The 12,927-nt window shown below is 67.5% G+C and carries 12 protein-coding genes; 10 read left to right on the top strand and 2 right to left on the bottom strand.

Annotated elements, in window-relative coordinates; genetic code table 11:
- Positions 1-47: 47 nt before the first annotated feature.
- From AC5Y39_RS01700 to AC5Y39_RS01690, 3 genes are read left to right on the top strand one after another with little or no spacing between them, the layout of a single operon-like run.
- Positions 48-731, top strand: coding sequence for a peptidase M50 (locus AC5Y39_RS01700; protein WP_500015983.1), 684 nt, complete (start codon positions 48-50; stop codon positions 729-731).
- Positions 732-769: 38 nt separating this feature from the next.
- Entirely contained in the window at positions 770-1,549 is a 780-nt protein-coding gene (locus tag AC5Y39_RS01695) for a site-2 protease family protein (protein WP_500015982.1), read from the top strand.
- A gap of 52 nt (positions 1,550-1,601) precedes the next feature.
- On the top strand, positions 1,602-2,495 hold the full coding sequence (locus AC5Y39_RS01690) for a cation diffusion facilitator family transporter (RefSeq protein ID WP_500015981.1): 894 nt from the start codon (positions 1,602-1,604) through the stop codon (positions 2,493-2,495).
- 1 nt (position 2,496) lies between these two features.
- Here the strand turns inward: AC5Y39_RS01690 and AC5Y39_RS01685 are convergent, their stop codons facing one another.
- Positions 2,497-2,910 carry a DUF3151 domain-containing protein gene (locus AC5Y39_RS01685; protein WP_499905383.1) on the bottom strand — a complete coding sequence of 138 codons (414 nt, stop codon included), beginning with the start codon at positions 2,908-2,910 and terminating at the stop codon, positions 2,497-2,499.
- 124 nt (positions 2,911-3,034) lie between these two features.
- Here AC5Y39_RS01685 and AC5Y39_RS01680 point away from each other — a divergent pair, with 124 nt between their 5' ends.
- Positions 3,035-3,820, top strand: a complete 786-nt coding sequence (locus AC5Y39_RS01680; RefSeq protein ID WP_500015980.1) for an Rv0361 family membrane protein — start codon at positions 3,035-3,037, stop codon at positions 3,818-3,820.
- Between the two features lie 18 nt (positions 3,821-3,838).
- Here the strand turns inward: AC5Y39_RS01680 and fbaA are convergent, their stop codons facing one another.
- Complete coding sequence (fbaA, locus tag AC5Y39_RS01675; RefSeq protein WP_500015979.1) at positions 3,839-4,876, bottom strand: class II fructose-bisphosphate aldolase; 1,038 nt, start codon at positions 4,874-4,876, stop codon at positions 3,839-3,841.
- Between the two features lie 157 nt (positions 4,877-5,033).
- Between fbaA and AC5Y39_RS01670 the strand changes: the two genes are divergently transcribed.
- The 6 genes from AC5Y39_RS01670 to AC5Y39_RS01645 all read left to right on the top strand — a co-directional run bounded on the left by AC5Y39_RS01670 (position 5,034) and on the right by AC5Y39_RS01645 (position 12,927).
- Complete coding sequence (locus AC5Y39_RS01670; protein WP_500015978.1) at positions 5,034-7,808, top strand: helix-turn-helix transcriptional regulator; 2,775 nt, start codon at positions 5,034-5,036, stop codon at positions 7,806-7,808.
- A gap of 47 nt (positions 7,809-7,855) precedes the next feature.
- On the top strand, positions 7,856-8,143 hold the full coding sequence (locus AC5Y39_RS01665) for a hypothetical protein (RefSeq protein WP_500015977.1): 288 nt from the start codon (positions 7,856-7,858) through the stop codon (positions 8,141-8,143).
- 160 nt (positions 8,144-8,303) lie between these two features.
- Positions 8,304-9,125 carry a hypothetical protein gene (locus tag AC5Y39_RS01660; RefSeq protein ID WP_500015976.1) on the top strand — a complete coding sequence of 274 codons (822 nt, stop codon included), beginning with the start codon at positions 8,304-8,306 and terminating at the stop codon, positions 9,123-9,125.
- A gap of 210 nt (positions 9,126-9,335) precedes the next feature.
- On the top strand, positions 9,336-10,001 hold the full coding sequence (locus AC5Y39_RS01655) for a DedA family protein (RefSeq protein WP_500015975.1): 666 nt from the start codon (positions 9,336-9,338) through the stop codon (positions 9,999-10,001).
- 46 nt (positions 10,002-10,047) lie between these two features.
- Positions 10,048-11,040, top strand: coding sequence for an FAD-dependent oxidoreductase (locus AC5Y39_RS01650; protein ID WP_500015974.1), 993 nt, complete (start codon positions 10,048-10,050; stop codon positions 11,038-11,040).
- Between the two features lie 507 nt (positions 11,041-11,547).
- A complete protein-coding gene (locus AC5Y39_RS01645) occupies positions 11,548-12,927 on the top strand; it encodes an HNH endonuclease signature motif containing protein (RefSeq protein WP_500015972.1) in 1,380 nt (459 codons plus the stop codon).

Genomic DNA, 12,927 nt, shown 5'->3' with positions numbered 1-12,927 from the left:
CTCCCGCTGAAATCGTGGTGCAGCCGGTGACCCACCCTATCCGAGCAATGCGCAGGAGTTTCGCTTTGACTGGCGATGAGCGCTCGCGCGAAGAGCAGAAGGGCACCGACGTCGCTGTGCTGGCGTTCGACGGCCGCTCTCTGCCGTGGGTGCTGCGCGGGCTTCCTGTCGCCGACGTGGAGGACATCGAAGGCGCGGCCCGGTCCTTTCGCAGGCTGATCGTCGTCGGCTCCGACGCCGACCTCGCCACAGTGCTGACGACGCTGCTGCGCACCGAAAACCTGGACGTGGAAATCGGATTCGTCTCGGCGCACCGATCGCCGGCCACTCGCGCCTACGGATTGGCGGCGGGCCGGCGCGGCGCCCGGCGCGCGTTGCGCCGCCCAGCGCAGCGAGTGCCGCTGATCCGCGACGACACCGGCCACGCGATCGCCGGCACGGCGATGTGGCGCGGCGCCGACGGCTTGTTGCACGGCGAAGCGGTGGTGGACGACACCACGCTGTTCGACGGTGACGTGGCCTGGGTGCGGATCGAGCCGACGGCCTCGATGCCCGGCCTGCGGGCGGCGGTGGTGACGGCGCGCGGTGAGCGGCGCCGCTGGGTCACCGGCCGCGCGGCCCAGCTCGGCACTACCGGTGCGGTGGTCGCCCGTGACGGCGTGGCCGCAGCGCGCACGGTGCGGCGGTCGACGTTCTATCGGCATGTCAAGGGCTGGCTGCTCGCACGGTAGAGCGGGCAAGCCAGCGCACGGCAGGTAGTTTTCGTGAGGTGAACATCCGTCCGCTGCAGCAATCGGTGCGGCCCAGCCCGATCTTCTTGGCCATCTGCGCGACCACCGTGCTCGGCGGCGTCTTGGCGTGGCTGGCGGAGTCGTCGCGCACACCGCTGGCCTATGCCGGGGTGTTCGTGTTCGTCATCGCCGGCTGGCTGGTGTCGCTGTGCCTGCACGAATTCGCGCACGCCTACCTTGCGTGGCGCTACGGCGACCACGACGTCGCGGTCCGCGGCTACCTGACCCTCAATCCGCTGCGCTACAGCAACCCGCTGTTGTCGCTGGGCTTGCCGATCCTGTTCATCGCGCTCGGTGGAATCGGCCTGCCCGGCGGCGCGGTGTACGTCCGCACCTCGTGGATGAAGCCCTGGCGACGCACGGCCGTCGCGCTGTCCGGCGCGGGCGTCAACGCGGTGCTGGCTGTGCTGTTGCTTGTTCTCACTGCGGAGCTCGCGGACCTGGGGCATGCGGTGTTCTGGTCCGGCATGGCGTTTCTGGGCTTCCTCCAAGTGACCGCGGTCGTGCTGAACCTGCTGCCGATCCCGGGGCTCGACGGGTACGAGGCGCTGGAGCCACACCTGAGTCACGAGACCCAGCGCGCGCTCGAGCCGGCCAAACAGTTCGGCTTCTTGGTGGTGTTCATCTTGCTGATCGCGCCGCCGCTCAACCACGCGTTCTTCTCGATCGTCTACCAACTGTTCGAGCTGTCCGGCGTGCCGAGCATCCTGGCGGCGTGGGACAGCCAGCTGACGCGGTTCTGGTCCGCGTGGTTCTGACCTAGCGACGTAGCCCTTGCGACATATGCGCGGCGACGCATAGATTGCGGGCATGGGCGCAGGTCACGACCACACATCAGCTGATGCCCGCCTATCGCGGATGGTTGCCGCGGCCGGTGTGCTGACCGCGTTCTTCGCCGTCGAGCTGACCACGGCGCTGCTGATCGGCTCGATCGCACTGCTCGCCGACGCCGGTCACATGCTCACTGACCTGGTCGCGCTGTTCATGGGCCTCACGGCCCTGGTGGTCGCGCGCCGCGGAAGCACCTCGCCCGCACGCACCTACGGCTGGCACCGCGCCGAGGTGTTCACCGCCGTCGGCAACGCCGTGTTGTTGTTCGGTGTCTCGGCGTTCATCCTCTACGAGGCGTTCGAACGGCTCGGCAACGCACCGGAAGTGCCGGGCGTGCCGATGATCGTCGTCGCGGTGGCGGGGCTTTTTGCCAACGGTGTCGTGGTGCTGCTGCTGAGGTCCAGCTCGCGCGAGAGCCTGGCCGTCAAGGGCGCGTACATGGAGGTCGTCGCCGATACGGTCGGCAGCCTCGGTGTGCTCGTCGCGGGCGTCGTCACCGTCACCACGCACTGGCCCTACGCCGACGTCGTCGTCGCGGTGTTCGTCGCGCTGTGGGTGTTGCCGCGCGCACTGTCGCTGGCCCGCGCGGCGTTGCGCATCCTGTCCGAGTCGTCGCCGGCCCACATCGACGTCGACGAACTGCGCGCGGCCCTCAACGGCGTCGACGGCGTGCTCGACGTTCACGATCTGCACGTTTGGACCCTGGTGCCGGGTAAGGACATGGCGACCGCGCACCTGACCAGCTGCGACGACTCGGCGCGAGTGCTTGCCGACGCGCGCGCGGTGCTCGCGGCACGCGGGCTGGAGCACGCGACGGTGCAAGTGGAGCCGCCCGAGGACGCCGACGACTGTCAGACCCAGGCGGACTGGTGATTCAGAGCCCGAGCTTGCCGCGGGCGCTGGGATCGCAGTCGTCGAGCAGATCCAGGCAGCGCTGGTATTCGTCGGTCTCGCCGATCGTGTCCGCGGCCCGGGCCAGCGCGGCCACGCATCGCAGGAATCCGCGATTCGGCTCGTGGTCGTAGGGCACGGGGCCGAATCCCTTCCAGCCGTTGCGGCGCAGTTGGTCCAGCCCCCGGTGGTAGCCGGTGCGCGCGTAGGCGTAGGCGGTGATCGCCTTGTCGTCGGCCAGGGCGTCTTCGGCCAGCTGCGCCCACGCGACCGACGCCGCGGGGTGAGCCGCCGCGACGATCGCCGGGTTCTCGCCGGCCGCCAACTCGGCCTCGGCCTGCGGGTCGCCGGGCAGCAGGACGGGGTCAGGTCCCAACAAGTCGCCGAACTGAGTCATGCGCCCCATTGTGCCGTGCCGCGCTCGACGCTTCGCCAGCCTGACCGGCACCGCCCGCACGAGTCGTTAAGCTTCCGCGGAGACAACCCGTCGCCCTCGTGACAACCAGAGGACAGCCACACCCATGTCGAACCCTTCGGGTCCCGGCCAGGACGCCACGCCGGACGAAACTGCGGCCGACGACCGCCAGGACCGGGCCGAAGAGCCGCCGTCGGAGCCTCCGACCGAGGCGATCAGCACCGCCGACCCGCAACCCGAGTTCGACACCGCCGAGCCCACCGAGGTGCTGTCGGGCCACGACGACGAGCCGACGCAGCGGCGCTACAGCGCGCCGTCGAGCTTCGACGCCCGGTCCACGGAGATCATCCGCACCGCCCCCGAGCCGGTGACCGAGGTAATCGCTGCCCCTGGTCAACCGAGACCCGTTGGGCCGCAAGAGATTCCGCCGCGACCGGACGTCGCGCGGCACCGCAGCTGGGGCCTGGTTGTCGCGCTGGCGCTGGTGATCGCCGCACTTGCCGCGATCGCCGTGCTGGGCACCGTCTGGTTGACGCACCGGGCCTCGTCGAAGGCCTCTCAGGAAGACTTGGTGCGCCAGACGATCGAGGAATTCGACACCGCGATCCAGAAGGGCGACCTGGCTGAATTGCGCAGTATCACCTGCGGCGCCACGCATGACCGCTACGTCAACTTTCCCGACGACGACTGGGCCGCCACCCATCAGCGGGTCGCGGCGGCCAAGCAGTACCCGGTGGTCGCCAGCATCGACCAGGTGGTGGTCAACGACAAGCATGCCGAGGCCAACGTCACCACGTTCATGGCCTACGCGCCGCAGGTGCGGTCGACCCGCAGCTTCGACCTGCAGTACTTGGACGACCGCTGGAAGATCTGCGACGGGCCGATCGGTTAGGCGTGGTGGATCGCCGGCTCAGCCGGCGGTCACCGAACGGCCGGCGCTGCGCAGGTCGTTGCAGGCCTCGACCACGCGTTCACTCATCGCCGCTTCGGCTTTCTTCATGTAGCTGCGCGGGTCGTATACCTTCTTGTTGCCGACTTCTCCGTCGACCTTCAACACCCCGTCGTAGTTGGTGAACATGTGCCCGGCGACCGGCCGGGTGAACGCGTACTGGGTGTCGGTGTCGACGTTCATCTTCACCACGCCGTAGCGCAGGGCCTCTTCGATCTCGGATTTCAGCGAGCCGGAGCCGCCGTGGAACACGAAGTCGAAGGGCTTGCTGTCCGGCGGCAGGCCGAGCCTGGCGGCGGCCACCTTCTGGCCCGTCGCGAGGATGTCGGGGCGCAGCTTGACGTTGCCCGGCTTGTACACGCCGTGGACGTTGCCGAATGTGGCGGCCAGCAGGTACTTGCCGTGCTCGCCGGCGCCTAGCGCGTCGATGGTCTTCTCGAAGTCCTCCGGTGTGGTGTAGAGCTTCTCGTTGATCTCGTGCGCGACGCCGTCCTCCTCGCCGCCCACCACCCCGATTTCGATCTCGAGGATGATCTTCGCTGCCGCGGTCTGTTTCAGCAGCTCTTTAGCGATCGCCAGGTTCTCGTCGATCGGCACTGCGGAGCCGTCCCACATGTGCGACTGGATCAGCGGGTTGCCGCCGTCGGCCACCCGCTGCTGGGAGATCTTGAGCAGTGGCCGCACGTAGCTGTCGAGCTTGTCCTTCGGACAGTGGTCGGTGTGCAGCGCCACGGTGATGGGGTACTTCTCGGCGACGGCGTGCGCGAACTCGGCCAGGGCCACCGCCCCGGTGACCATGTCCTTGACACCAAGACCCGAGCCGAATTCGGCTCCGCCCGTTGAGAATTGGATGATGCCGTCACTGCCGGCGTCCGCGAAGCCTTTCAGCGCAGCGTTGATGGTCTCCGACGACGTGCAGTTGATGGCCGGAAACGCGAACTCGTGCTCTTTGGCGCGGGACAGCATCTCGGCATAGATCTCGGGCGTGGCGATGGGCATGGGTGTTCCTTCTGCGGCTGACGTGCCCTAATTATCGCAACAACGTCGTGCGTTCTCGCCGATTCGCCTGTGCATTTGCTCAGCAACTGCGATCCTGGATCATGCGCACCGTCGGGGGTTGCACGCGCCCTGCCGCGTCGGCGGCCGCTGAGAGTCCATGATCAGCCGGGTCGTCAGCCGCGAGTCCGAGGCGGCCGCAATTGAAGACTTCCTGGACGAGGCGGCCGCCGCGCCGACTGCGCTTGTCATGGAAGGCCAACCCGGCATCGGCAAGACGACGCTATGGCTGGCCGCGGTTGAACAGGCCCGTCATCGCGGCTTCGAGGTGCTTTCCGCGCGTGCGGCGGAAGCAGAGTCGGTGCTGGCTTATGCGGCGCTGGCCGACATGCTCGATGGTGTCGACGCGGAAATACTGCAGGACTTACCGGCACCGCAACGACGTGCGATGGACCGTGCTCTGCTGCGCGCCGAAGACGACGAGACGCCGACGGACCAGCGCGCGATCGCTGCAGCGTTCGTGTCGGTGCTCGGCAGCCTCACAGAGACCGCCAGTGTCTTGGTCGCCGTCGACGACCTGCAATGGCTGGACCCATCGAGCGGCCACGTGATCGCGTTCGCCGTCCGTCGGCTGGTGGGGCCGGTCGGCGTGCTCGCCACCGTCCGCACCGGTGAGGCCGGCGGACGCGGGTCGTGGTTGACGCTGCCGCGACCCGATGCGGTCCGGCGCATCGCCGTTCCGCCGCTGAGTCTGGGTGCGCTGCACACGATCATCTCCGAACGACTCGGCCGCTCACTGTCGCGGCCCGTGATGGCGCGCATCGCGGAGATCTCCGGGGGCAACCCCTTTTACGCTCTCGAGCTTGCGCGGGCACTGGGGGACAGGCAGCCAGCCAACGACATCACGTTGCCGGACACTCTGAGCGAATTGGTCCGGGCGAAGCTGGGCGGGCAACGGCCTGACGTCGACGACGTGCTGCTGGCCGCCGCGTGCCTGGCCGCGCCGACGATCGGTAAAGTCGCCCGAGCAGTCGGCTCAGAGCCCGGCAGCGTCGTCGCACTCATCGATGACGCTCGCGACCGCGGGATCATCGACATCGACGGCGAGCGGCTTCGATTCACACACCCGTTGTACGCCAAAGGAATTCACGACAATGCACCTGCGCTCCGGCGACGGGCGATGCACCGATGCCTGGCTGAGGTCGTCGATGAGCCTGAACTGCGCGCACGGCACCTGGCGCTGAGCTCCACCGGCGGCGACGCCACCACTCTTCACGCCCTCGACGCGGCGGCCGAGTCCGCGCGCACACGCGGCGCGCCGGCGGCAGCGGCGGAGTTGGTCGACCTCGCGATCAGCCTGGGCGGCGACACGCCGCAGCGCCGAATCCAGTCGGCGAGCCATCACTTCAACGCCGGCGATCCGGACCGCGCCCGCCGCCTGCTCGAGGAAACGATCACGCGGTGCCAGCCTGGACCACTGCGCGCACAGGCGGTCAGCGTGCTCGGCTACATCCGGCTGATCAACGACAGCTTTCCGGAGGCTGCCGATCTTCTGCAGCGCGCCCTACCCGAGGCTGGCGACGACCCCGCGATCTTGGTGCCGTTGCTGGTCGCACTGTCGTTCGCACTGTTCAACGCCGGCAGCCTCGAGAGTGCGAAGCGAACCGCGCAGGACGCGGTAGCGCACGCCGAGCGCCTCGACCGCGCAGACCTGTTGGGCCAAGCGTTGAGCATGCGCACGATGCTGCGCTTCCTGCACGGTGACGGCGTCGACGAAGCCAGCCTGCGGCGGGCACTGGAGCTCGAGGACCCCGAGGCCGGTGTGCCCGGTGCCTTCCGCCCCAGCGCACACCATGCGTTGCTGCGCGCCTGCACCGGGCAGCTCGACGAGGCGCACGACACTCTTGTGTCTCTGCGTCGGCGCTGCGTCGAACGTGGCGAAGACGGGGAGTTGATGTTCGTCTCGTTCCACGGGGCGATGGCCGCGATCTGGCGTGGTGACTTCGCCGGTGCTTCGCTGATCGTCGAGGACACGATGGAGCTCGCGCAGCAGTTGGGCGGCGACCTGCCCCTGTTGGTGGCGCTGACGTCCCGCGCGTTGCTCGGGGCCTATACCGGCCACGCCGACGACGTGCGACGCGACGTCACCGCGGCGTTTGATGTCAGCCAGCGGTGCGGCTCGAAACTGCTGGGCGAGTGGCCCGCCACCGCCCTCGGATTTCTCGAGGCGTCGCTGCGCCGATACCGGGCAGCTCTCGTCGCGGTCGAGGGCCTGGTGCCCAAGGTGCACGCCGCGCCCCGCGCCACCGAGATCATCGCAGCGTCGTTCGTGCCGGACGCTGTCGAGGCGCTGGTCGCGCTCAACCGGAGCGCCGAAGCAGAGCCGTTGGTGGCCGCACTGGAAAGCAACGGTCGCCGGCTGAGCCGGGCCTGGATGTCGGCCGTCGGCGCGCGGGGCCGGGCCATGGTGCTGGGCGCCCGCGGCGATATCGAGCTCGCCGTAGAGGCCGCGCTTGAGGCGATGGCCGCCCACGAGCGCCTGCCGATGCCGTTCGAGCGCGCGCGCTCCCAGTTGTTGCTGGGTCAGCTCCAACGGCGGCAACGCCACAACGACGCAGCCGCAGCCACCCTCCAAGACGCGCTGGATACCTTTGAGCGACTCGGCACCTCGCTGTGGGCCGACCGCGCGCGCGCCGAATTGGGCCGCGCCAACGTCGGGCCGCGCCGAACCGCCGAACTCACCCCATCTGAGCAGCGCGTCGCTGAGCTCGCTGCCTCCGGAATGACCAATCGCGACGTCGCGGCGGCGATGTTCATCAGCCCGAAGACCGTAGAAGCCAACCTGTCCCGGATCTACGCCAAACTCGGGATCCACTCTCGCGCCGAACTCGGCCGGCGCATGGGGCAAGAGCCTCAGAACCGTTCGGAAACGTAGGGAAACACCCGATTTCCCGGTCCGCACACTGTCGTTAGCGTGATCCGATGAGCACCGCGGTGCCCTGCTATCTCGCCGAGTGGTACCAATCCGCAGTGGCGGCGGACCCGCTCGACGACACCGCAACACGACTCAGCCGAAGTGCGGAGTCGATGTCGCGGCTGGGCTCGCCGGTGCACCTGATCACGATGCTGGCGGTACCGGCCGACGAGGTGCTGTTCGGTGTGTTCACAGCCAGCTCCGCGACACTGGTCGCCGAGACCTGCGACCGCGCCGGCATGCCCGTGCAGCGTCTGGTAGCCGCCACCGATCTCACTTTCCCGCAGGCGCGCTGAATCGCAAAGCATAGGGAAACACCCGATTTCTCAGGCCGTTGCGCGGCGATAGCTTTTGGGCCTCACCACCACTCACTGGGCGATGGAGCCAGCCAATCGGCTTGTCGGGGAGCCGGTCGCCAGCGTCAAAGACCAGTCAGGACCCGAGGAGAAGGACCCTATGAGGAAGCCACCATTGTTCGCCGCCGCGGCGGCATTCGCCGCGGCAGGGTGGATGGTCTTGCCGGTGACGGCGAACGCCGACCCGCTGCCGAATGGATACAACGTGACCTGTCGGCCAAACGGCGACAATCAGGTGCTCTGCGACGTCAGCGGCTGTCCGAGAGTACGTGAGGACTATGCCGGGGACGTGGTCCACATCAGAATCAACGGCGGTTCGCAGGACGAAATAGGAAAGCCTTGCGACGCGACCATCACCTACACGGTCAACCTGCCCTCGAGCCAGGGGTTCAACTTGGCCGTCCAGGGTTGCCGCAAGAAGACGTTGGAGGGTGACTGGTGCGGCCCGTGGTCTGATTACAAGTTCGCGGGTGTGCCCAAACCCGAAGCACCCAAACCCGAACCCGTTCAATGCCCGCCGGGATCCAAGAGTGCGACGGTTCCCGCCGGACAGCAGTGCGAGGCCGCGCCGAAGCCGAAGGTGAAATGCCCCGAGGGCTCGCCGACTCCGGAGGTCGACGAGGGCCAGCAATGCGCGCCGGTTCAAGCCGTGACGAACGCGATCACGGCGTCGTTCGACAAGGGTCTCGGCAAAATCACCGCGAACGTCCAGAACTCGTCGAAGCTGCCTGCGAAGTGCACCTACGACTCGACGCCGTTCGATCAGCACCGCGACTTCAACATCGGTCCGAACGGAAGTACGTCGCTGACGTTCAGTGGGCTGAACCTCGGCGTCACCTATCACGTGACGATCGTGTGCAATGACGCCAGCGGCAAGCAATCCGAACCGCTGGGTCGCGTCGATCAGGATGTGACGTTCTAGCGGCAGTCCTATTCGGCGGCAGCGGCTTTCAGCAAAGAGAGTCGCTGCCGCCGACGTCTGTCCGGGACTGCCACGTCAGGACGGAAGGTTCGGCGGCCGGGCGACGTCGCCGCGGCACCAATCGCCGTCGGCCGGGCGGTGGGGTGACTACCTCCCCCCGACAGCGCCCTTCCACGGTGCGCGGAGCCGGCGCCGGTATGTTGGGTCGTCATGAGCACGACGCTCGCGGCCCTACCGGCGATCATGGACCCGTGGACGTACATCGGCCCCAACGGCCTGTTCGCGTCCGCGATCCTGCCCGGCATCCTGGTCATCGTCTTCATCGAGACGGGCCTGCTGTTCCCGTTCCTGCCCGGTGACTCGCTGCTGTTCACCGGAGGGCTGCTGGCCGCCAAGGGGACGCTGGACATCTGGACCCTGGCGATCGCAGTGCCGCTGGTGGCCATCGCCGGTGACCAGACCGCGTACTTCATCGGACGGCGGATCGGCCCAGCGCTGTTCAGGAAAGAAGACTCACGCTTCTTCAAGAAGCACTACGTGACCGAATCACACGAATTCTTCGAGAAATACGGGCCGTTCACGGTCATCCTCGGTCGCTTCGTGCCGTTCGCGCGAACGTTCGTTCCGGTGATCGCGGGTGTGTCGAAGATGCGCTACCCGCTCTTCTTGGGTTTCGACATCATCGGCGGATTCGCCTGGGGCGCCGGCGTCACACTGGCGGGCTACTTCCTGGGCAACATCTCGTTCGTCAACCGTCACCTCGAGCTGATCATCCTCGGGATCGTGTTCGTGTCCATCTTGCCGGCGCTCATCTCCGTCGGACGCGGGCTGCTGGCGCGCCGCCGGTCAGCCAAGGTACCCGGTTCGATGGAGTAGCCCGCTACGCTGTCGGCCTTCTCGGCCTGCCATGACCATCGGCGTCATGGCGAGAATCGGTAACCATGCGGTGGTCCTCGGTGCGAGCATGGCGGGCCTGCTGGCCGCGCGGGCGCTGGCCGACTTCTATGTCAACGTCACGATCGTCGAGCGAGACGTGCTGCCTGACAGCGTCGCTCACCGCCGCGGGGTGCCGCAGGGCCGTCACGTGCACGGCTTGCTGCCGCGCGGCGCCCAGGCATTCGAGGAACTGCTGCCTGGCGTACTGAGCGAACTGATTCGCGACGGCGCACGCTATTTCGACGGTAGCGACATCTCTCGGCTGTACTACAACCTCAACGGGCACCGGATGGCACCGACGGGCTCGGCGCCGAGCTTCACCGCATACTTGGCCAGCCGTCCGTTTCTGGAGCAGCACATCAGGGACCGAATCAGCGCGATTCCCAATGTCAGCGTGCTGCAGGGCCACGACGTAGCGGGCCTGACGGCGGTGCCATGGCGGGTCACCGGCGTGCGTGTGGTGAACCGGCTTAGCCGCAGAGAGTCAATGCTTTCGACCGATCTCGTGGTCGATGCGACGGGCCGCGGTTCACGCACACCGTTGTGGCTTGCAGCTCTTGGTTATTCGCGTCCCACGGAAGACCACGTTGTGGTGCAGCTGCGCTATTCGACGTTGTGGCTGCGGATGCCCGCTGATGCCATGCATGAAATGGGTGCTCTGGTCGGTCCGGTGCCGGGCCGCCCGACCGGACTGGGCTTGCTCGGCTGCGAAAACGACACGTGGTTGTTCACGCTCCAGGGGATGGCCGGGGTCGATCCGCCCACCGAACCCAGCGAAATGTTCGATTGGGCAGGGGAATTCGCGCCAAACCGTATCTGGATGTGCTCCGCACCGCCGAGCCGATCAGTGAGGTGGCACAGCATCGATTCCCGTCGAGCCAATGGCGCCGCTATGACAAATTGCGCCGCTTCCCTGAGGGGCTGCTGGTTATCGGTGACGCAGTCTGCAGCTTCAATCCGATCTACGCCCAAGGCATGACGGTGGCCGCTTTGCAGGCATTGGCCTTGCGCGACTGCCTCACACGCGGGACGACGGGTCTGGCGCGGCGGTATTTCCGCGCGACCGCCAAGCCGGTACGCCGGGCCTGGCAGTTGGCGACGGGCGGCGATCTTGCCCTTCCCGAGGTCGACGGCGAAGAACGTTGGCCCGCAAGGCTATTCAACACTATGTCCAGCGCGTGCTCACCGCAACCGAATATGACACCGCCGCAGTGGATCAGTTCAGCCGAGTGACGTCGCTGTTGGATCCGCCGACCCGGCTGCTTAGGCCGGCGATGCTCTGGCGCGCCGCCGCCGCGAATTATCGGCATCCGCGTCGCCAGCCAGCCGATGAGGCAAGGTCTATCGCTGTCGTGCAGTAGGTAGCTCGCTGTCGTCTGTCAAGGACGGCGGGTGAATCTGTGGATGGATTCGCGGTTGTGGATAACTGTGCGTGAAATCGGTTGCCGCGCAATGACTTGTCGGTGGGTGTCTCTAGATTCGGGGTATGAGTTCTCCCGCGTTCGACGCGGCGTCGGCCTTGTGTGACCAGGTCGATGCCGCACTCGACGCGTTCGACGCGCTCGACGTCGACGGGCTCTCGACCGCGGAGCGGCTCGTGTTGTTGGAGCGCCGCGAAACATGGCGGCGCCGGCTGCCCGCCGCCGAGCACGCGCTCATCGCGGAATTAACCCACGCAGCAGCCGACGAGCTGGGCGGGCGGCTGCCCCAGGTGCTGGCCGACCGGCTGCGGATCTATCGCCGCGATGCGGTGCGGCGCATCGAAGAAGCCGCCGACCTCGCCCCACGGCGGGCGCTGACCGGCGAACCGCTGCCACCGAAGCTGGGCGCGACGGCCGTCGCCCAGAGCGCCGGGGCTATCAGCACCGAGCATGTGCGGATCATCAGGTCGTTTCTGGCGCAGCTGCCGTGCTGGATCGACGAACCCACCCGCATAACCGCGCAAGAGCGGCTGGCCGATATCGCCACCCGCCATCGCCCCGATGAACTGCAGCGCGCCGCCGACCACTACACCGACGTCCTCCATCCCGACGGCGAATTTTCCGACGAGCACCGCGCCCGCCGCCGCGGCCTGACCATCAGCCCCCAAGGGCCCGACGGCATGAGCAAAATCAGCGGCTGGCTCGACCCCCAATTACGCGCCGGATTCGACGCCGTGCTGTCGAAATGGGCCGCGCCCGGCGCCTGCAACCCCAACGACCCCAACACGGCCGTCGACGGGCAGCCCACGCCAGAAGCGGTCACCGCCGATGATCGCAGCGCCGCGCAACGCAACCACGACGCGCTCGCAGCGATGGTGCGCTCGACGTTGATGTCCGGCGAACTCGGCAGCCACCAAGGGTTGCCGGTGACCATCACCGCCACCGTCGCGCTCAATGATCTCCAAGACAAGGCGGGCAAGGCCCACACCGGCTCCGGCAGCTGGTTGCCGGTCACCGACCTGATCCGCATGGCCGCCCACGCCTACAACTACCTGCTAATCTTCGACCAGGCCAAACCCGTCGAGCTCTATAGGGGCCGCACCACCCGGCTGGCCACCCCCGAACAACGCCTCGTCCTGTATGCGATGGAGCGCGGCTGCACCCACCCCGGCTGCGACGTGCCCGCTCACTGGTGTCAAACCCACCACGTACGCGACTGGGCCACCGGCGGCCCCACCGACATCGACAACCTCACCCTGTCCTGCGGACCGCATAACCGCGACGCCACCACCGGCTGGCAAACCCGAAAACAACCCGACGGCACCACCGAATGGATCCCACCCCCGGAGCAAGACCACGGCCAGCCCCGCACGAACACCTACTTCCACCCCGACCGCATGCTCGCCGACGAAGAAGAAGACGAAAACGAAGACGATCCCGGGTAG

Source organism: Mycobacterium sp. NGS39, assembly GCF_059812765.1.
Note: the sequence above shows the minus strand (reverse complement) of the source record. Positions and strands in the feature narration are given on the sequence as shown.